This window comes from Klebsiella electrica, assembly GCF_006711645.1.
GTDB lineage: Bacteria > Pseudomonadota > Gammaproteobacteria > Enterobacterales > Enterobacteriaceae > Klebsiella > Klebsiella electrica.
Window position 1 is genome coordinate 4,044,424 of the sequence record NZ_CP041247.1, and the last position, 20,739, is coordinate 4,065,162.

17 protein-coding genes are annotated in these 20,739 nt (G+C 55.4%); 4 read left to right on the forward strand and 13 right to left on the reverse strand.

The features are described 5' to 3' along the window. Nucleotides 1–167: 167 nt before the first annotated feature. Genes Electrica_RS19370 through Electrica_RS19380 form a run of 3 tightly spaced genes read right to left on the reverse strand, consistent with a single transcriptional unit; the run spans nucleotide 168 to nucleotide 4,212 of the window. Nucleotides 168–1,946, reverse strand: coding sequence for a SmdB family multidrug efflux ABC transporter permease/ATP-binding protein (locus tag Electrica_RS19370; protein WP_131047503.1), 1,779 nt, complete (start codon nucleotides 1,944–1,946; stop codon nucleotides 168–170). After that, complete coding sequence (locus Electrica_RS19375) at nucleotides 1,939–3,711, reverse strand: SmdA family multidrug ABC transporter permease/ATP-binding protein (protein ID WP_141965209.1); 1,773 nt, start codon at nucleotides 3,709–3,711, stop codon at nucleotides 1,939–1,941. Before Electrica_RS19375 ends, Electrica_RS19370 begins: the two co-directional genes overlap by 8 nt. A 42-nt stretch (nucleotides 3,712–3,753) precedes the next feature. Beyond that, nucleotides 3,754–4,212 (reverse strand): Lrp/AsnC family transcriptional regulator, encoded by a 459-nt coding sequence (locus Electrica_RS19380; RefSeq protein WP_004858739.1) that lies wholly within the window; start codon nucleotides 4,210–4,212, stop codon nucleotides 3,754–3,756. 115 nt (nucleotides 4,213–4,327) lie between these two features. On the opposite strand from Electrica_RS19380, the gene Electrica_RS19385 reads away from it, so the two are divergent. Continuing rightward, nucleotides 4,328–5,380, forward strand: coding sequence for a PLP-dependent cysteine synthase family protein (locus Electrica_RS19385; protein ID WP_131047501.1), 1,053 nt, complete (start codon nucleotides 4,328–4,330; stop codon nucleotides 5,378–5,380). Between the two features lie 45 nt (nucleotides 5,381–5,425). Here the strand turns inward: Electrica_RS19385 and cof are convergent, their stop codons facing one another. Continuing rightward, the gene (gene cof, locus Electrica_RS19390; RefSeq protein WP_141965210.1) at nucleotides 5,426–6,244 is read right to left on the reverse strand and encodes an HMP-PP phosphatase; all 819 of its coding nucleotides are present in this window, start codon (nucleotides 6,242–6,244) and stop codon (nucleotides 5,426–5,428) included. 323 nt (nucleotides 6,245–6,567) lie between these two features. Between cof and Electrica_RS19395 the strand changes: the two genes are divergently transcribed. Continuing rightward, the gene (locus Electrica_RS19395; protein ID WP_141965211.1) at nucleotides 6,568–8,268 is read left to right on the forward strand and encodes an SgrR family transcriptional regulator; all 1,701 of its coding nucleotides are present in this window, start codon (nucleotides 6,568–6,570) and stop codon (nucleotides 8,266–8,268) included. 66 nt (nucleotides 8,269–8,334) lie between these two features. Continuing rightward, a complete protein-coding gene (gene queC / locus Electrica_RS19400) occupies nucleotides 8,335–9,030 on the forward strand; it encodes a 7-cyano-7-deazaguanine synthase QueC (RefSeq protein ID WP_100683136.1) in 696 nt (231 codons plus the stop codon). 213 nt (nucleotides 9,031–9,243) lie between these two features. On the opposite strand, the gene Electrica_RS19405 is transcribed toward queC, so the two are convergent. The 9 genes from Electrica_RS19405 to bolA all read right to left on the reverse strand — a co-directional run bounded on the left by Electrica_RS19405 (nucleotide 9,244) and on the right by bolA (nucleotide 19,728). Beyond that, nucleotides 9,244–9,645 carry a YbgC/FadM family acyl-CoA thioesterase gene (locus Electrica_RS19405; protein WP_131066478.1) on the reverse strand — a complete coding sequence of 134 codons (402 nt, stop codon included), beginning with the start codon at nucleotides 9,643–9,645 and terminating at the stop codon, nucleotides 9,244–9,246. 110 nt (nucleotides 9,646–9,755) lie between these two features. Then, entirely contained in the window at nucleotides 9,756–10,124 is a 369-nt protein-coding gene (locus tag Electrica_RS19410; RefSeq protein WP_131047498.1) for a helix-hairpin-helix domain-containing protein, read from the reverse strand. Nucleotides 10,125–10,272: 148 nt separating this feature from the next. Then, entirely contained in the window at nucleotides 10,273–12,147 is a 1,875-nt protein-coding gene (gene ppiD, locus Electrica_RS19420; protein WP_141965212.1) for a peptidylprolyl isomerase, read from the reverse strand. A 213-nt stretch (nucleotides 12,148–12,360) separates the two neighbouring features. Continuing rightward, nucleotides 12,361–12,633, reverse strand: coding sequence for a nucleoid-associated protein HU-beta (hupB, locus tag Electrica_RS19425; RefSeq protein ID WP_002444653.1), 273 nt, complete (start codon nucleotides 12,631–12,633; stop codon nucleotides 12,361–12,363). Nucleotides 12,634–12,840: 207 nt separating this feature from the next. Next, nucleotides 12,841–15,195 (reverse strand): endopeptidase La, encoded by a 2,355-nt coding sequence (gene lon, locus Electrica_RS19430; protein WP_100683133.1) that lies wholly within the window; start codon nucleotides 15,193–15,195, stop codon nucleotides 12,841–12,843. A 184-nt stretch (nucleotides 15,196–15,379) separates the two neighbouring features. Beyond that, nucleotides 15,380–16,654 (reverse strand): ATP-dependent protease ATP-binding subunit ClpX, encoded by a 1,275-nt coding sequence (clpX, locus tag Electrica_RS19435; protein ID WP_004858716.1) that lies wholly within the window; start codon nucleotides 16,652–16,654, stop codon nucleotides 15,380–15,382. Between the two features lie 132 nt (nucleotides 16,655–16,786). Beyond that, a complete protein-coding gene (clpP, locus tag Electrica_RS19440) occupies nucleotides 16,787–17,410 on the reverse strand; it encodes an ATP-dependent Clp endopeptidase proteolytic subunit ClpP (protein ID WP_100683132.1) in 624 nt (207 codons plus the stop codon). A 359-nt stretch (nucleotides 17,411–17,769) separates the two neighbouring features. Further along, nucleotides 17,770–19,068, reverse strand: coding sequence for a trigger factor (tig, locus tag Electrica_RS19445; RefSeq protein ID WP_100683131.1), 1,299 nt, complete (start codon nucleotides 19,066–19,068; stop codon nucleotides 17,770–17,772). Between the two features lie 342 nt (nucleotides 19,069–19,410). After that, the gene (gene bolA / locus Electrica_RS19455; protein ID WP_100683130.1) at nucleotides 19,411–19,728 is read right to left on the reverse strand and encodes a transcriptional regulator BolA; all 318 of its coding nucleotides are present in this window, start codon (nucleotides 19,726–19,728) and stop codon (nucleotides 19,411–19,413) included. Between the two features lie 425 nt (nucleotides 19,729–20,153). Here bolA and Electrica_RS19460 point away from each other — a divergent pair, with 425 nt between their 5' ends. Further along, on the forward strand, nucleotides 20,154–20,732 hold the full coding sequence (locus Electrica_RS19460; protein WP_004858708.1) for a lipoprotein: 579 nt from the start codon (nucleotides 20,154–20,156) through the stop codon (nucleotides 20,730–20,732). The last annotated feature ends 7 nt before the right edge of the window (nucleotides 20,733–20,739 follow it).

The following is a 20,739-nucleotide window of genomic DNA, read 5'->3' on the forward strand; positions in this document are numbered from 1 at the left end:
AAAAAGGGCCGCATAGCGGCCCTTTTAAGGCAGAAAACAGAAGAACGGCATAAGAAGAAGGCGGAAAAGCACCGGTCACAGCCAAAAACGCACCATTACAGTGCACATAGCGTTACATTTTTGCACCATGCTAAACCACGCCAGCACCACTGCCTGCTTATAGTGCATCAGGCAATCAGCGACTCTTCCTGCGCGCTGGCGGCCAGCTCTTCACCAGCCAGCTGCAGCTGATACATTTGCCAGTAGCGCCCTTTGGCTGCCAGCAACTGCTGATGATTGCCGCGCTCGACGGCCTGCCCACGGTGGAGCACCAGAATGGTGTCAGCCTCAACAATCGTCGACAGGCGATGCGCAATCACTACCAGCGTGGTGTGCTGGCGAACTTTGGCCAGCGCTTGCTGAATCGCCTGTTCGGTGCCGGAGTCAATATTCGCCGTCGCTTCATCGAGAATCAGAATCTGCGGGGTATCCACCAGCACCCGCGCCAGCGCCAGCAGCTGCTTCTGACCCACCGAGAGATTATTCCCCTGCTCGCCCAGCTGCGTGTAAATCCCCTCGCTCATCCCGCGCGCCAGTTCCGCCAGTTGCACCGACTCCAGCGCTTCCCAGACCTGCGCCTCGCTGATATCGCGACCGAGCGTGACGTTGGCATAAAAGGTATCCGCCAGCACCACCGGATCCTGCTGCACCATAGCGACGCCCTGGCGCAACGCGCTGTGGCTCAACGAGGAGAGCGGACGACCGTCAATACGAATTTCCCCTTTGCTCAGCGGGTAGTAGCCCATCATCAGGCTGGCAAGCGTGCTTTTGCCGCTGCCGGTATGGCCGACCAGCGCCACAAAACCACGGGACGGAATCTCCAGGTTGATATCCTGCAGCACCAGGCGATCGCCGCGATAAGCAAAAGAGAGGTTCTCAATCGACACCGTGCCGCTGCGCAGCGGCGCGCTATCCTGCCCCCACTCCTGACGCGGGCGATCCATCAATTCGAAGACGCGCTCGCCGGCGACCACCGCCTGCTGAAGCATCGATTGCTGGGTCGTCAGCTCAATCAGCGGCTCATTCAGACGCCCAAGATAGCTGATAAAGGCGTACAGCACCCCGACTTCAATCGTGCCAGCCGAGCTGAATCCGAACAGCATCAGCAACCCGCAGAGTACCAGCGTTGAGAACAGGCTCAGCAGCGGGCGCAACAGGAAACCATCGAGGCGCAGCGTTTGCATCCGCGCCAGATAGTGCGCATAGCTGGCTTCGCGCATCCGCTCGCCGAAGCGCGCCTGCTGGCGGAACTGCTGGATAACCCCCATACCATTGATGACTTCATTAAAGCCGTCGTTGATATCCGCCAGCCAGGCACGCACCCGGCGCACGATCGGCGTGCTGTAGCGTTGATAAATCATCATCACAATCAACACCGCCGGGAAAATAGTCAGCGCCACCAGCGCCATGCGCCAGTCAAGGCTGAACATCGCCACCAGCATGGCGCCAATCAGCGCCGCGCTACGCAGCACCGTCGCCACCACCGTGACGTACAGATCGCGGATCACTTCCGTGTCGTTGGTGACGCGGGAGATCAGCTGCCCGACCGGCTGGGTATCAAATTCACTCAGCGGCTGGCGCAGCGCCGCATCCATCACATCACTGCGTAGCTGCTGCACCACGCCAACGGCGGCGCGATTAAACAGCAGCGACTGGTTATAGTGCAGGGTCGCCGCGAGGATCTGTAAGCCGAGATAGGCCACGGCCAGACCGCAGACCAGCTTCAGCGGCACGGCGTTCTTCGCCACCATATTGTCGATAAAGTAGCTGATCAGCAGCGGGCCACTGACCTCGGCGGCCGCGGCAATCCACATCATCACCACCGCAATAATCAGCGGCTTACGCCACGGAGAACCGTAGGCCAGCAGACGTTTTAAAGTCGGCCAGAGCTCGGAAAAACTACGCATCAGCGGCCTCCTCGTGATCCTGCGGCGCATCGTCCAGCGCCGCTTCCAGCTGTTGATAGCGATACATGTCGCGATACCAGCCGGGTTGCGCCGCCAGTCCGTCGTGGCGACCGCGCTGGACAATATGCCCATGCTGCATCACCAGAATCTCGCTGGCTTCAGTCAGTGCCGACAGGCGATGGGCGCTGATAATAACCGTTCGCCCCTCTCCCCATTGCCGCAGGTTATGCAATATCTGATGCTCGGTCCGGCCATCCACCGCCGACAGCGCATCGTCAAGAATCAGAATCTCCGCCTCCAGCAGCAGCGCGCGAGCGATGGAAATGCGCTGTTTTTGTCCGCCGGACAGCATCACGCCGCGTTCGCCGACTTCCGTTTCATAGCCCTGAGGCAGGCGCAGAATATCGTCGTGCACGCTGGCCAGCCGCGCAACATGCTCAATTTGCTCCGGCGTCGCATCGGGCCTGCCAAGCGCGATGTTGTTGGCGACGGTGTCGGAAAACAGGAACGGCGTCTGGTTCACCACCGCCAGACGGGCGCGCCAGCTATCGAGCTGCAGCCGCGTCAGCGGAATATCATGGAAGCGAATATCCCCTTGCGTGACGTCAAAGTGGCGCTGGATCAGCGCCAGGATCGTACTTTTCCCTGCGCCGGTTGGCCCGCAAATACCCAGCATTTGCCCAGGCTGGAGCACAAAGTTGACCTTCTCCAGCGAGGTCTTATTCGCCTGCGGATAGATAAATTCGCGTACGGCGACGCTCAGCGCCCCGCGCCCTTCCGGGGCCAGCTCATGACCATCGTTGACGGTCGGCGCTTCTTCGAGCATCGTGCGGATCCGACTGTAGGCCGCGCTGCCGCGTTCCACGATGTTAAACATCCATGCCAGCGCCAGCATCGGCCAAATCATCAAACCGAGATACATCACAAAGCTGGTCAACTGGCCGAGGGTCATACTGCCCTGCAGCACCATCCAGCTCCCTCCGCCGATTGCCAGCAGGTTAGCCGTGCCAATCGCGATATAGATAGTCGGGTCAAAGCGCGCATCAATCCGCGCCACGCGCATGTTCTTTCTGCCGGTATCCGCCGCATCGGCAGCAAACTGCGCCGATTGCCGGTCCTCCAGGCCAAAGGCCTTAATCATGCGGATACTGGTCAGGCTCTCCTGGGTGCGATCGTTGAGGCTGGAGAATGCCGCCTGCGCGACGCGGAAACGTTCATGGAGCGCATCGCCGTTACGCTTGATAACCAGGGCCATCACCGGCATCGGCAACAGCGCCAGCAGAGTGAGCTGCCAGCTGATTTGCGTCGACATCACGATCAATACCGCACAGCCCATCACCAGCGAGTCCACCAGCGTCAGCACCCCTTCCCCCGCAGCAAACACCACCCGATCAACATCGTTGGTGGCGCGGGCGATCAGGTCGCCGGTGCGGTGGCGCAGGTAAAAGGCCGGATGCTGACGGCTGAGCTGACGATAAAAGTCCTCCCGCAGCTCCACGGCCAGCTGATAAGAGGCGCCAAAAAGCAGCACGCGCCAGACGTAGCGCAGCAGATAGACCATCACCGCGATCAGGACTAACGCGCCGATCCACATCCACACCTTCTCTGCGGTGTAATGTTGTCTGGTGACGCCATCAACCACGATCCCCACCACCTTTGGCGGAATCAGCTGTAAAACGGCGATAATGGCCAGCAGGGCAATAGCACCGAGATAACGGCGCCACTCCCGGCGGAAGTACCAGCTAAGTTGAGCAAATAATCGCAAGCAGTTAAATCCTGAGTGTATAAATCGTCGCGGCAAACGCCGTTAATCAATAGGTAAAGCAGTGGTGTATTTTATCTGTTCCATCGCGAAACTCGAAGTGACATCAGACAACCCGGGGACGCTGTTCACCAACCGTTTATAAAAATCATCGTAGCGTTTCATATCCGCTACCTGCACCCGCAGCAGGTAATCATACTCTCCCGCCATCCGCCAGAAACCGAGGACTTCCGCCATCTGCGTGACTTCGCTGACGAACCGGCAGTACCAGTCGCTGCTGTGATGCTGGGTCTTGATCAGCACAAATGCCGTCAGACCGAGGCCAAGCTTTTCGGCATCCAGCAGCGCCACGCGACCGAGCAGGATACCCTCATCTTCCAGCCGTTTCAGCCGTTTCCAGCAGGGCGTGGTGGTCAGATTAACGGCATCGGCCAGCGCCTGCAAAGAGAGGGTGCAGTCAGTTTGCAGTAAAGAAAGCAGCTTACGGTCAATTTTATCTAACACCGGGCACCTCTGGAGAAAAATGTTCTCCTTTCATTGTAATTGAAAGGCTAAATAGCAACAATTTTTCCTCGCACTTCCGCTAAGCTGGGCACAAAATGACAAACAGGAAATAACGATGAAGAGCGCCTGGGTAAAACACGCCATCAGTGAAATTAACGCCGATTATCAGCGTTCCGCCGACACGCACCTTATTCGCCTGGCGCTGCCCGGCTTCCCGGGTATTCAGATCTACCTGAAGGATGAGAGCACCCATCCTACCGGCAGCCTGAAACACCGCCTGGCGCGTTCTCTGTTCCTTTACGGACTGTGTAACGGCTGGATTAAAGAAGGGACGACGATTATCGAAGCCTCTTCCGGCTCGACGGCAGTCTCTGAAGCCTACTTCGCACGCCTGCTCGGCCTGCCGTTTATCGCCGTCATGCCTTCCTGTACGGCGAAACGCAAAATTGAGCAGATTGAGTTTTATGGCGGACGCTGTCACTTCGTCGAGAGCGCGTGCGAAATCTATGCCGCCTCCGAGAGACTGGCTCGCGAGCTGAACGGCCATTATATGGATCAATTTACCTTCGCTGAACGGGCGACGGACTGGCGCGGCAATAACAATATTGCCGACAGCATTTTCCGGCAGATGACCCATGAACCGCATCCGCAGCCCGCTTATATCGTGATGAGTGCGGGGACCGGCGGAACATCGGCCACGATTGGCCGCTATATCCGCTGTCAGGGCTATGATACTCAACTATTGGTGGTCGATCCGCAAAACTCGGTGTTCCTCGACTACTGGCAGAGCCGCGATGCCGACCTGCGCAGCCCGGTCGGCAGCAAAATAGAAGGTATCGGTCGCCCGCGCGTCGAGCCGTCATTTATTCCTGACGTCGTCGATGAGATGCTGCGGGTGCCGGACGCAGCCAGCGTCGCCAGCGCCCTGTGGCTGGAAACGCTGCTGGGTCGCAAAGTCGGCGCCTCCACCGGCACCAATATGTGGGGGGTGCTTGAGCTCGCCGTGCGTATGCGCGCCGAGGGGCGTACCGGTTCTATCGTCACTCTGCTGTGCGACAGCGGCGAACGCTATCTGGAGAGCTATTACAACCCGCAGTGGGTCGCAAGTCAGATAGGCGATATCACTCCGTGGCAGGCAAAAATCGCGGCAATGGTAAACACACAATAAAAAAAAGCCAGACACCGTGGCGCCTGGCTTGCTGGAAAGGTCTGTTTATTCGGGGGAATAAGGAAGATCGGGATAATCCAGCCAATGCGTTAAAAAATGGGAGACCGCTTCATGCCGGCAGTCTCCAATAACCGGTAAATGCGGAAGTTCAGCTTTGAGCTGCGGCATCGCGTTACCCATAATGACCCCGCGCCCCACGCTACCGAGCATTTCGCGGTCGTTCATGGCGTCGCCAAACGCCATACAATCCTGCATCGACAGGCCCAGATGCTGGCTGAGTACCGCCAGCGCAGCGCCTTTATTACACCCATTTGGCAGCACTTCCAGGCAGTCGAACGCTGAAAAACAAATATGCGCGCGATCGTCGAGCGCTTCAGCCAGCTGAACGTTGAGCCGCCGGAGATCGTCGTGCTCGCCGCAGAAGCAGACTTTGGTGACGTTATCCGCCGGCATCCGTCTGGGATCGGATATCTGATAGCGGAAGCCGCTGAAAATATGCGCTTTCAGCAATCCGGGCATCTCCTGGCCGGTAAACCAGCCGCCATCATTAAAGACGTGCATGCTGGCCGCCGTGTCCCAGCGGCGGTGGAGCACCGCTTCCGCGACGCCAGGATCGAGATCGCGGCGGTGCAGCTCTTCTCCATCCACGGCATGAATCCGCGTACCGTTACCGGTAATTAAGTAGGCATCCAGCGAGAGTTCACCGATGACGTGGCGCATTTCCAGCACATGGCGGCCCGTGGCAAAGGTCAGGGTAATGTCACGATCGCGCAGACGCTTCAGCGTTGAGCGCGTTGACGTTCCCAGACGGTGGTCCGGCAGCAGCAGCGTGCCGTCCATATCAAATGCAGCGAGTCTTGCCATGTGAGTTCCCAAAAGCACGGTGAGTTTTACTTGAGTTCCAGTATTGCCTGAGATATACGGAAGTAATAGTGAATAGATAAATTTTATTGTTCCGGGTTTATAAACCGTGCTCGCGCAGGCTCCGAAGGGGCGAGGCCGAAGGACAGCCCGGGTAACGGGTGTGAGCAAGCGCAAGCAGCACAGAGGCAGCCTTGTCAGATGAGGTGAATAATACAGCCTGCATCAAGGCGGCAAAGGCGCGAATCCCCGGAAGCTTACTCCAGTAAGTGACCGGGGTGAGCAAGCGTAGCCAACGCAGAGGCCGGTTGAAGGATGAAGTGTCTATGAGGTTATTAAACCGTCTGAACCAGTACCAGCGCCTCTGGCGGCCCTCCTCCGGCGCGCCGCAGCAGGTGACGGTCGGCGAACTGGCTGAACGCTGTTTTTGCAGCGAACGCCATATTCGAACGCTGCTGCGTCAGGCTCAGGAGGCCGGCTGGTTGAGCTGGCAGGCCGCTCCCGGGCGCGGAAAACGCGGCACGCTGATTTTTCACACCGCGCCAGAAGCCTTACGTAATGAGATGATGGAGCTGGCGCTGAATAATGGTCAGCAGAAAAACGCGCTGGAGCTGGCTCAGTTGGCGACGGAAGAGCTGAAGGCGCTGCTTTCGCCTTTTCTTGGCGGTCAGTGGCAAAACAATACGCCGACTTTGCGTATTCCCTACTATCGCCCGCTTGACGCACTGCGGCCGGGTTTTTTACCTGGCCGCGCCGAACAACATCTTGCCGGGCAAATTTTTTCCGGACTGACGCGCTTCGGGACGCACAGTAGCTCTCCGGTCGGAGATTTAGCTCATCACTGGCAGGTATCGCCGGACGGCCTGTGCTGGCAGTTTTATATCCGTTCAACGCTGTTCTGGCATAATGGCGATCCGCTAGAAACGCCGCAGCTTCAGCGGCGACTGCTGATGTTGCTGGAGCTACCCGCCCTGCGCGCCCTGTTTGCCAGTATTAACCGCATCGATGTCACGCATGCGCAGTGTCTGACGATTACGCTGCATCGCCCGGATTACTGGCTCCCTTTCCGCCTTGCCAGCGACGGCAGCGTACTGGCGCATCCCGATGAACCAACGGTCGGCAGCGGGCCGTTTCGCCTGCAACTGTTCAGCCCGGAACTGGTGCGGCTGGAGAATCATCCGCGCTATCATCTGCACCACCCGCTGATCCAGGCGGTGGAGTACTGGATAACTCCCCAGCTGTTTGAGCAGAATCTGGGCACCAGCTGCCGCCACCCGGTGCAGATTACCATTGGCGATCCGGACAAGCTGGCAAATCTTCGTCAGGTCAGCAATAGCATCAGCCTCGGATTTTGCTACCTGACGCTGCATCAAAGCCCTCGCCTCAGTAAAGCTCAGGCGCAGCGGCTGGTATCGCTGATTCACCGTTCTTCACTGCTAAAGACACTTCCGCTCGACGAAGATTTGATTACCCCCAGTCACGAGGTGTTGCCCGGATGGACCATTCCCCAGGGGCCGGAGAATCAGGATGTGCCTCTGCCTGAACAGCTTACGCTGCTGTATCACCTGCCGGTCGAACTGCACACGATGGCAGAACAGCTCCGCCTGCGGCTTGCCGCCCTCGGCTGCGAACTGAAGCTCATTTTTCACGACGCCAAAAACTGGCACGGTTGCCAGGAACTGGCGCAGGCGGATTTGGTCATGGGCGATCGGCTGATCGGCGAAGCGCCGGAATACACGCTGGAGCAGTGGCTGCGCTGCGATACGATGTGGCCCCATTTATTGACCGGGGCGCAATATGCTCATCTGCAGGCCACCCTCGATGCCGTCCAGGCGCAGCCTGAAGAACGCAGCCGCAACGAAGCGTTGCGCAATGTTTTCAATATCCTGATGGACGATGCCATCATGACGCCGCTATTTAATTACCATTATCGTATCAGTGCCCCGCCGGGCGTGAACGGCCTGCGGCTTAACGCCCGAGGCTGGTTTGATTTCACCAGCGCCTGGCTACCGCCATCACCGCCGTGATGAAGCTGGTCGCCGCGCCTGTCAGGCGCTACCATATCGCTTTCACTTTGATTGTCAGGAATTGCCATGAAACGCGCCGTAGTTGTCTTCAGCGGAGGACAAGATTCAACAACCTGCCTGGTGCAGGCTCTGCAACAGTACGATGAAGTGCACTGCGTCACTTTTGATTATGGCCAACGCCACCGCGCGGAAATTGACGTTGCGCGCGCTCTGGCGTTAAAGCTGGGCGCCGTTGCCCATAAGGTGCTCGACGTGACGCTGCTCAACGAGCTTGCCGTCAGCAGTCTGACCCGCGATAACATTCCGGTGCCGGACTATGAGCCGGAAGCCAGCGGTATCCCGAATACCTTTGTGCCCGGACGAAATATCCTGTTTTTAACACTGACGGCGATTTATGCCTACCAGGTCAAGGCGGAAGCGATCATTACCGGCGTTTGCGAGACCGATTTTTCCGGCTACCCGGACTGCCGCGACGAGTTCGTGAAAGCGCTGCACCATGCCGTCAGCCTGGGAATGGCGAAAGATATTCGCTTCGAGACGCCGCTGATGTGGCTGAACAAAGCCGAGACATGGGCCTTAGCCGATTACTGGGGCCAGTTAGCGCTGGTGCGCCATGAAACCCTGACCTGCTATAACGGCATTAAGGGCGACGGCTGCGGACAGTGCGCGGCCTGTAACCTGCGCGCCAACGGGCTAAGCCAGTACGAAGCCGATCGACCAGGTATTATGGCCGTGATGAAGCAGAAAACCGGGCTACAGTAGCCGCTTATTTCCCGGTAGCGACTGACGCCTTCGCGGGCCTGCGAGAACCGCGTATACCATCAGGCCCGTAGCCCGCCAGCGTACTCCTGTACCCAATCCGCAACGACCTACAGGCCGGGCAGGCATCAGCCGCCACCCGGCATTTTCTCGATTAACGTTAGCTGAAACAGATGCGCAGCGGCGCCTCCGGGACAGACTCCTGCGCTGGGCCTGTCAGCAAGACTCCAGCTGCACCAGTTTCTCGCGCAGTTCGCCCTCCAGCGGCAGCGCCTTCTGCGTTTTAAGATCGATGCAGACAAAGGTGATTAGCGCATCGGCTACCACCTCGCCGTTAGGGTTAAGGGTGACGACCTGGCTTAACGTCCCGCTTTTTCCGTTCAGCTGTTCCAGTTTGCTGGTGACGGTGAGCACATCGCCTAATACCGCCGGACGTCGATAGTTGATATTGATATTCACCACCACGAAGGCGATGTTACGTGCGGTCATCCAGTGAAAGGCCGGGCTGCTTTCCAGGCCATCCCAACGCGCCTCTTCAAGAAACTCCAGATAACGCGCATTATTGACGTGCTGATAGACGTCGAGATGATAGCCGCGAACTTTGATTTGTGTCTGCATAGCGCACATGCCTTATCTTTCATTGTTGTTTTGAGGTCAGAGGTCACACCACTCGTGTGACCTCTTCAGTCTGGCAAATAATAACGACTGTGCAAACTTGTACTGCAAATTTACAGCGTCAGATGTGACAGATTTCTCTCCACCAGCGAGCTACCCATCCCCGGGACCTGCTTAAGATCGTCAACGGTTTTAAAGGGCCCGTACTCTTCGCGATAGCTCACGATAGCCTGCGCTTTCTTCAGACCGACGCCATTCAGAGCCTTTGCCAGCTCTTCTGCGCTGGCGCTATTGATACTCACCCTGGTCCCATCATTCTCAGTCGCGTTTAACGCCTCAGGCGCCTTCGCCTGCGGCGTCTGCACGCTCTCCTTTGCCGTCGCCGACATTTTCCCGCTGGAAGGGGCGGCAAGTACGCCCGGACTTCCTGCCGCGCAAACCAGTACGGCGGCGGCAATAAGCGTTTTCAATCCACATTTCATGCTGTTATCTCCTTGTTTGTAGACAGCGGAGTCACAATAACGAGCGTGGAAAAAGAGTACAAAAGGCAAACCGCAGAAATGGAAAAGGCCGCGAAAGCGGCCTTTGAGGATTACATCACGTTACTGATTTTTGCGAAGCGTCACGAAATTATGGCTGCTGGTCGATGGCATCGCCGAGTTTAATTTTCGCAGACTTACGCAGGTTGCTCATCAGCGCTTCGAAAGCAATCTGAGCATTGTTCTGCGTGATGCCTTGAACCATGGCTTTTTTCTGCTCTTCCGGCATGTCGCCGGCTTTCACTTCATCCAGCGCCAGCAGCACCACGTTGCCTTTGATGTCGCTACCCATACCGTAGACAGGTTTACCCTGCTGCGGCAGCGGCAGAGCAAACGTCGCCTGGCTCAATGGATCCTGACCGGTACGGGCCAGCGTCTGCGCCGGACCGAAGCTTAAACCTGCGGCTTTCATCGCCTCGTCACCTTTGCCATCTTTGAACGCCGCCAGCAGCTTGTCTGCATCCAGCTTCGCCTGTTGTTCAGCTTTGGTGTGTTTTACGATATCGATAACCTGCGCTTTCACATCCGCCAGCGGCTTCACGGCTTCCGCTTTATGCTCGCTGATGCGCAGAACAAATGCGCGATCGCCATCGACGGTGATGATATCGGAGTTGCTGCCCGGTGTACCGTTCTCGCCCACCAGACCGCCGTTGAAAATAGCATCGGAGACCGGTTTAAAGTTCAGCTCTTCCGGCAGATTGTCACGCCCAAACCAGCCGGTTTCGCTCACTTTCACACCCGCAGCCTGTGCGGCGCTGGCAAGAGATTCGTTATCATTGCTGGCCGCATCGCTCACTTTCTGCTGTAGCGCGTAGTAAGCATCCAGCGCTTTTTCCTGCTTCACTTTCGCCGCGATATCATCGCGAACGTCAGCCAGCGGTTTAACCTTCGCCGGCTGAACATCATCAAGACGGACAACCAGGAAACCCACGGAAGATTTAATCACGCCAGAAAGCTGGCCTTTTTCTTTCAGACCGGCATTTTTCAGCTCCGGCACCGTTGCGGCATCTTCCATCCAGCCCATATCGCCACCGTTGCGGGCAGAGATAATGTCGGTAGATTTTTCTTTCGCCAGGGCGGCGAAATCGGCCCCTTTCTTCAGTTCATCCAGAATAGTCTGGGCATCGGCTTCGGTCTTGGTCTGAATCACGCTGTAGCGGTTACGCTGCGGCTGCGTGAACTGATCCTGGTGCTGATCATACCAGGACTGAATTTCCTGGTCAGAGGCGTTCTCCTGCATGCCAGCCGCATCCATTTTGATGTAGCTGACGCGGAACTGCTCCGGCGCCATGAAACGGGCCTGGTTTTGCTGGTAGTAAGCGTTGATTTCCTCATCGCTCACCGTCTGCTTCGCCGCCAGCGCGTTGACATCAATGGTGGCTTCACGCACTACGCGTTGCTGAGATACCAGCGCAGCCAACTGATCGGACTCACCGGACAGCATAAAGTCGGTACCGGCAATGGCATTAATCAGCTGCTGAGTCGTCAGCTGGTTGCGCAGCGCCTGCGCGTACTGATCGGTGGTCATACCCATTTGATTCACGATACCGCCAAAACGTTCGTTATCAAATTTGCCGTTAGTCTGGAAAGCCTGGGTCTGGAAGATAGCCTGTTTGACTTGAGCATCGCTGACGCTCAGTCCAAGTTCGCGGGCGTACTGGTCAAGCAGCGACTCGTCAATCAGACGGTTCAGCACCTGCTGACGCATGGTTTTCATGTAGTTTTCGTTGGCCGCCAGTTCCGAGAACTGATCGCCAAGCTGCTGCTGCATACGGTTACGTTCGCTGGCAACGGCATTTTCAAACTGCGAGCGACCAATTTCCTGGTCGTTAACTTTCGCGGCATAATTGTTACTGCCGCCAATCAGGTAACCACTCACCCCGGTCAAAATGAACGAGATAATGATAATACCGAAAATAATCTTGAGCACGACGCTATTGGCGGCCGTGCGTAGGTTGTCCATCATGGTGTAACAACGCTCCGCTGTAGATGACTGTAGCTCGCGCAGCATAGCACGTGATGGCTGCCGCGCGTGAGGACCTATTTTGACAAGAAAATGGGGGGATTGTCAGCCCACAAGTGCGTACAAACACACATAAAGTCGGGTTTCGGGCAAATAAAAAAGGCACATCTCGCGATGCGCCCTTGTACTTCGTCACATTCCCTGATGGGAAGCCGATCAGTTTACCGCGTCTTTCAGCGCTTTACCGGCACGGAAACCCGGCACTTTGGCAGCAGCGATGGTAATTTCTTTACCTGTTTGCGGGTTGCGACCGGTACGGGCAGCGCGCTCTTTCACAGCAAAGGTACCAAACCCGACCAGCGCAACGTCATCTCCAGCCTGCAGAGATTCAGTAACAGAAGCAATTAAAGCATCTAACGCACGTCCGGCTGCAGCTTTAGAAATGTCCGCACCCGCAGCAATTTTGTCAATCAGTTGAGATTTATTCACTGTTCTCTTCCTCTCTTTATAATTTATATCGCACCAGAATCCTTCGTGGTGCGACCGCGCAGCAGTTATATCAGGACTGTCATGCCCTTACAACAGAGTTGTAGATGACCCCCTGCCAGCGATCTAAGTTAGCTACACAAAAAAAGGCTGGCAAGTACGAATTTACTTCCCAGCCCCACTTTTCTTAGCGCTATTTGCGCGAAATCACTATTTTGCCGTGACGACCTGCATGCCAAAGGGTTCGTTCTGCAACGCAAGTGTCAGAACTTCTTCGATTCGTTTCACCGGATGGATATCTAAATCGGCAATAACGTTATCTGGAATTTCTTCAAGGTCACGTTTATTTTCATCAGGAATCAGAACAGTCTTAATGCCGCCGCGGTGTGCCGCCAGCAGTTTTTCCTTCAGACCGCCGATTGGCAGCACCTGGCCGCGCAGGGTAATTTCCCCCGTCATCGCGACGTCAGCGCGTACCGGATTCCCCGTCAGACAGGACACCAGCGCGGTACACATCGCGATACCGGCGCTCGGGCCGTCTTTCGGCGTCGCCCCTTCCGGAACGTGAACGTGAATATCACGTTTTTCGTAAAAGTCTGAGTTAATACCCAGCTTATCCGCACGCGAACGGACTACGGTCAGCGCAGCCTGAATAGACTCCTGCATCACTTCGCCCAGCGAGCCGGTATAGGTCAGCTTGCCTTTACCCGGCACGCAGGCGGTTTCGATGGTCAGCAGATCGCCGCCCACTTCCGTCCATGCCAGACCGGTGACCTGACCAACGCGGTTTTCGCTATCCGCACGACCGTAGTCATAGCGCTGCACGCCAAGGAAATCATGCAGGTTATCGCCGCTAATCGTGATGTGCTTCAGTGACTTATCCAGCAGCAGCTGTTTGACCGCCTTACGGCACAGCTTGGAAATTTCACGCTCCAGCCCACGCACGCCCGCTTCACGGGTGTAATAGCGAATAATCCCGATAATCGCGCTGTCCTCAACGGTCAGCTCGCCTTTTTTCAGCGCATTACGCTCAATCTGCTTAGACAGCAGGTGGCGTTTGGCAATGTTCAGTTTTTCGTCTTCGGTATAACCGGACAGACGAATCACTTCCATACGATCCAGCAGCGGCGCCGGGATATTCATGGAGTTAGAGGTCGCCACAAACATCACGTCACTCAGATCGTAGTCCACTTCCAGATAGTGGTCGTTAAACGCCACGTTCTGTTCAGGATCCAGTACTTCCAGCAGCGCTGAAGCCGGATCACCGCGCATGTCAGAGGACATTTTGTCTATCTCATCCAGCAGGAACAGCGGGTTTTTCACGCCCACTTTCGCCATTTTCTGGATCAGTTTGCCCGGCATGGAGCCAATATAGGTCCGGCGGTGACCGCGGATTTCCGCTTCATCACGCACGCCGCCCAGCGCCATACGCACGTATTTACGTCCGGTCGCTTTGGCGATGGATTGACCCAACGAGGTTTTACCCACCCCCGGCGGTCCAACCAGGCACAGAATCGGCCCTTTGAGCTTATTCACACGGCTCTGCACCGCAAGATACTCAAGGATACGATCTTTCACGCGCTCAAGGCCGTAGTGATCGGTATCGAGGATCTCCTGAGCCTGACGCAGATCTTTTTTAACCTTGCTGCGCGCGTTCCACGGCACCTGCACCATCCAGTCGATGTAGCCGCGTACGACGGTCGCTTCCGCCGACATCGGCGACATCATCTTCAGCTTTTGCAGTTCCGCTTCGGTTTTTTCTTTTGCCTCTTTCGGCATTTTCGCCGCGTCGATCTTGCGCTTCAGCGCTTCGTTCTCGTCCGGGGCATCGTCCATCTCACCGAGCTCTTTCTGGATGGCCTTCATCTGCTCATTCAGATAGTACTCACGCTGAGATTTCTCCATCTGCTTTTTCACGCGGTTGCGAATGCGCTTCTCAACCTGCAGCAGATCGATTTCCGATTCCATCATCGCCATCAGATATTCCAGACGTTCGTTAATGTCGGACATCTCGAGGACGGACTGCTTATCGGCCAGCTTGAGCGGCATGTGGGCAGCGATGGTATCCGCCAGGCGCGCGGGATCGTCGATGCTGTTGAGCGACGTCAGCACTTCCGGTGGGATTTTCTTGTTCAGCTTGATATAGCCTTCAAACTGACCGATCGCGGTGCGCACCAGCACTTCCTGCTCGCGTTCGTCGATCGCCGGCGATTCAAGGTACTCGGCTTTCGCTGAAAAATGCTCGCCGTTATCCGATAATGCAGAAATACGCGCGCGCTGCAGGCCTTCAACCAGCACTTTGACGGTGCCATCAGGCAGCTTCAGCATCTGTAAAATTGATGCCACGGTCCCGACGGTGAAAAGATCATTTACACCCGGCTCATCCGTCGAAGCTTCTTTCTGCGCAACCAGCATGATTTTTTTATCATGGTCCATAGCCGCTTCAAGACAACGGATAGATTTTTCCCGCCCTACAAACAGGGGTATGACCATGTGCGGATAAACCACCACATCGCGCAACGGCAATACGGGGATTTCAATGCGTTCAGAACGCTCAGGATTCATAGAGCTCTCTCTTAGTTTAAAGTCCGCCAGGTAGCCAGCGGCACGACTCGTCATCGCGACGCCGTTAATATGTAATCCAGTATATGGGGATGTATTCCACACATTCAACGGCGGGAATGCAGGAAAAATAAAAGGGGGGATAAAATCCCCCCTTTTTTGTTAACTGCTTGAGCGAGTTGGTTAATTATTCACCAGACGCCTGCTGCGCTTCCGGTTTGCCATAGATCAGCAACGGCTTGCTCTGTCCGTCGATAACGGAGGCGTCGATAACCACTTTTTCCACATCTTCCATTGACGGAAGATCGTACATGGTATCGAGCAGCGCCGCTTCAACGATAGAACGCAGACCGCGTGCGCCGGTTTTACGCGCCATCGCTTTTTTGGCGATCGCGTCCAGCGCTTCATCGCGGAACTCCAGCTCAGCGCCTTCGAGGTTGAACAATGCCTGATACTGTTTAGTCAGGGCATTTTTCGGCTCTTTCAGGATCTGAATCAGCGCTTCTTCGCTCAGCTCATTCAGCGTTGCGACGACCGGCAGACGACCGATGAACTCCGGAATCAGACCAAATTTGATCAGATCTTCCGGCTCAACCTGCGACAGCAGCTCGCCTTCGCTCGCTTTGTCGGATTTGGCTTTTACCGTCGCGCCGAAACCAATACCTGAACCGGTTTCTACACGATGGGAAATGACCTTATCCAGACCGGCAAACGCGCCGCCGCAGATAAACAGGATCTTAGAGGTGTCAACCTGCAAGAACTCCTGCTGCGGATGCTTACGCCCGCCCTGCGGTGGTACCGCGGCAACGGTCCCTTCGATAAGCTTCAGCAGCGCCTGCTGCACGCCTTCACCAGAGACATCGCGGGTAATCGACGGGTTATCCGATTTACGCGAAATTTTGTCAATTTCATCGATGTAGACGATACCGCGCTGCGCTTTCTGTACGTCGTAGTCGCATTTCTGCAGCAGCTTCTGAATGATGTTTTCGACGTCTTCACCGACATAACCGGCTTCGGTCAGGGTGGTGGCGTCAGCCATGGTGAACGGCACATCCAGCAGGCGCGCCAGCGTTTCCGCCAGCAGCGTTTTACCGGAACCTGTCGGCCCAATCAGCAGAATGTTACTTTTACCCAGCTCAACGCCATTGCTGGTATCACCATTGCGCAGGCGTTTGTAGTGGTTGTATACCGCAACGGCCAGCACTTTTTTCGCCGGCTCCTGGCCGATAACGTAATCGTCCAGGTGATGGCGGATTTCGTGCGGCGTCGGCAGCGCACTGCGTTCACGATGCGGCGCGACTTCTTTAATCTCTTCGCGAATGATGTCGTTACATAAATCAACGCATTCGTCGCAGATATACACGGATGGCCCGGCGATCAGCTTACGTACTTCATGCTGGCTTTTGCCGCAAAAAGAGCAATACAACAGTTTGCCCGAACCATCTTTGCGTTTATCTGTCATGAGTCCAAACCTCTTATTAAGTTCTTTGTGCCGCACACGACGACGCAAATGCCATTATCAGGCGCAAGCCGCTGACTCGCGTTGTGCCGCCCTACTTCAGACAAGTATAGCGGCCCCCTTACGCCAGGGGCATCAATTACGATGGGCCAAAATGGAATCGACCAGGCCGTATTCCACCGCTTCGGAGGCTGACAAGAAACGGTCACGCTCGGTGTCGTTCTCAATCTGCGCCAGGGATTGACCCGTATGGTGTGCCATCAGTTCATTCATCCGCCCTTTCACTTTCAGGATCTCGCGGGCGTGAATTTCGATATCCGTCGCCTGACCCTGATAGCCGCCCAGCGGCTGGTGGATCATCACGCGGGAGTTCGGCAGGCAGAAACGCTTGCCTTTTGCCCCTGCAGTCAGCAGGAATGCGCCCATCGATGCCGCCTGGCCCATACAAATGGTGCTCACGTCAGGCTTGATGAACTGCATGGTGTCGTAAATCGACATCCCGGCGGTGATCACCCCGCCCGGAGAGTTAATGTACAGATAAATGTCTTTTTCCGGGTTTTCCGCTTCCAGAAAAAGCATCTGCGCCACGATCAGATTCGCCATGTGGTCTTCCACCTGGCCGGTCAGAAAGATGACGCGTTCCTTGAGCAGACGGGAGTAGATATCAAAAGAACGTTCACCGCGCGAGGTCTGTTCAATGACCATCGGCACCAGGGCCATATGGGGTGCAAAGTTATCTCGTTCGCCACTGTATGACATTTCCGTCTCCTGGATTAATTTTGAATAAACCTGCCGCACTGATTGTAACCTTATGGACGGATTATCAGCCAGAGTCTTCTGTCCGTCATCATTCAAATTACCTGAATATCAACCTGACACCCACAACCTGAACGAATCCCGACAGACACGCTTCGTCATTATGCATGATTTCACGCATGCGGTTTCGTCTCCTCGTAGTGGGGGCGATGCAATCATAATTCAAGCATAACAAGCTTTTGTCGTAACGCTATCATTGATATCGCATTTTCGCACTCATCCTGAAGCTATTGCTGCGATAAAAAAAAACCCGCCGCCTCTCGGCAACGGGTTTTACCTGAACGTTAAACCGTGGGGCGAAATTACGCCTGCTGGTTCATCAGCTCATTGAAGGTGGTGGCTTTTTCAGACACTTTCGCTTTTGCCAGAACGGCTTCAACAGCCTGCTCTTCCAGCGCGACGTTGCGCATGTTGTCCATCAGTTCGTTGTTTTTGCTGTAGAACTCAACAACTTCTTTCGGATCTTCGTAAGCGGAAGCCATCTCTTCGATCAGGCCTTTAACGCGATCTTCGTCAGCTTTCAGCTCGTGGGTACGAATCACTTCGCCCAGCAGCAGACCAACAACAACGCGGCGCTTAGCCTGCTCTTCGAACAGTTCGCGCGGCAGTTCCAGAGCCTGTTTCTCATTGCCACCGAAACGCTGAGCAGCCTGACGACGCAGAACGTCGATTTCGCTGTCGATCAGGGCAGCCGGCACGTCGATGTCATTGGCTTTAACCAGACCTTCGATAGCCTGAGACTTCACGCGGTTACGCACGGCGCCTTTCAGCTCGCGATCCATGTTTTTACGCACTTCAGCGCGCAGACCTTCAACGGAACCATCTTCAACGCCGAAACGTTTGATGAATTCAGCAGTCAGTTCCGGCAGTTCGCGCTCTTCAACTTTCTTCAGGTTGATAACGAACTTAGCCGCTTTACCTTTCAGGTTTTCTGCGTGGTATTCTTCCGGGAAGGTCACATCGATAGTGAACTCTTCGCCCGCTTTGCGGCCTTTGATACCGTCTTCAAAGCCCGGGATCATACGACCCTGGCCCATCGCCAGTACGAAGTCAGACGCTTTGCCGCCTTCAAACTCTTCGCCGTCAACAGAACCGGTGAAGTCGATAGTTACGCGGTCTTCTGCATCAACAGCGCCATCTTTGTCTTTCCAGTTAGCCTGCTGCTTACGCAGAGTGTCCAGCATGGTGTCGACGTCAGCGTCGGTCACTTCAACAACCGGTTTTTCAACTTCGATTGTTTCCAGACCCTGCAGCGCAACTTCCGGGTAAACTTCGAACTCTACCGCGTAGGTGAAGTCTTCGCCCAGCTTGTATTCGCCCGGAACGTAGTTCGGCGCGCCGGCCGGATTGATTTTCTCTTTGATGATCGCGTCAACGAACTGACGGCTCATCAGGTCGCCCAGCACGTCCTGGCGAACGGATGCGCCATAACGCTGAGCAACAACATTCATCGGCACTTTCCCTTTACGGAAGCCGTCAATGCGAACTTTTTTCGCCACGTTGACCAGCTCGCTTTTGACAGCATTCTCGATGCTGTCAGCGGCGATAGTAATCGTTACACGGCGCCCAAGGCCCTGAGTGGTTTCAACTGAAACTTGCATCTTGTTACCTCAAAAAAATCACAGTGCTCGGTCAACTCTGGAAGCGCGTGTACGTTGCTTCGCAGAACCGGGATGCCCTCTTCAATCAGAAACACATTCCCTGTCGTCAGAATCATCCCGAAGACATTCATATAAGACGCGGCATTATAGCGGCATCACTTTTGTGAGTCGAGAACGGTTGTCGCCCACTGCTGCGGCATTTTTCACATTTCCCGCGCAAATTTGTCTTTAAAAGCGCCCACTGCGCACATTTTCAGACAAAACAAAACGGCCCGCAGGCCGTTTTTTGATAAATCTTCACGCAACATACTGGAAAAGTTCCCGCGGTTGCAAATACGATTTCTAGGCGATAGTTCCCGCGCCGCGGCAAGGAGGAGAGGCAAAGACCGTGTCCTGGAGACCTTCCCACTCTTTAATCGTATAGGTATGCAGCGCCAGCGCATGCACAGTGCTCGACAGCTCCTCAGTCAGCGTACCGTAGATCATCCGGTGACGGTTGAGAAAACGCTCGCCGGTGAACCGATCGCTCACCAACACCACTTTAAAATGACTTTCAGAGCCAGCCGGGACATTGTGGCGATAACTTTCATCCACGACTTCGAGATACACGGGGTCGAACGCTGCCCTAAGTTTTGCTTCGATCTGTTCACGTATCATCATGAATTTTCTCCTCCGACAACGCTGAGATACCGCCATTCCTTTTAAATGTTAGCCGCTTTTACCGCTTCCATTAGGGGAAAACAACAAAAAATTAGCATTCTTCTGATATTTTCATTCAAAAGTATCAAGTTTACTGACTCTCTCCCGCCGAACAGCCGCCAGGATCGCGATAAAAATGGGAGAAGGCGATAAAATGTACAACGCGATGAATTTACATGCGCTGCTACTTCCCCTCGCCGTTGGCGATGTTATGATGGCGGTAATTTTCCTCAATGACCCCAAATAAAGTTGAGCGACGAAGGCTATAAACGGGAAAGTCCTCAGGCGCTTGCTGAAGTCAGCGACGAGGGCCAACAAGAGCCGCTAACGCAAGCGTTGCTTGATGTATGACGGGTATAACAACACCATGCGCTGAGACCCTGAACATGTTTAAGAAAATTCTTTTCCCGCTGGTCGCGATGTTTATGCTGGCAGGATGCGCGACGCCTCCGACCACCATTGATGTATCGCCGAAAATGAGCCTGCCACAGCAGGATCCAAGCCTGATGGGCGTCACCGTCAGCATTAACGGCGCGGATCAGCGTCCGGATCAGGCGCTGGCGAAGGTCACCCGCGATAACCAACAGGTTACGCTGACCGCGTCCCGCGATCTGCGCTTCCTGCTGCAGGAAGTGCTGGAAAAACAAATGACCGCGCGCGGCTATATGATTGGGCCGAACGGCGCAGTCGATCTGCAGATCATCGTGAACAAACTATATGCCGACGTTTCACAGGGCAACGTGCGATACAACATCGCTACGAAGGCAGATATCGCGATTATCGCTACCGCCGCAAACGGCACCAAAATGACCAAAAACTATCGCGCAAGCTACTCCGTTGAAGGCGCCTTCCAGGCCTCCAACCAGAATATCGCCAATGCGGTGAACAGCGTCCTGACCGATACCATCGCCGATATGGCGCAGGACACCAGCATTCATGATTTCATCAAGCAAAACGCACGTTGATCGTCAG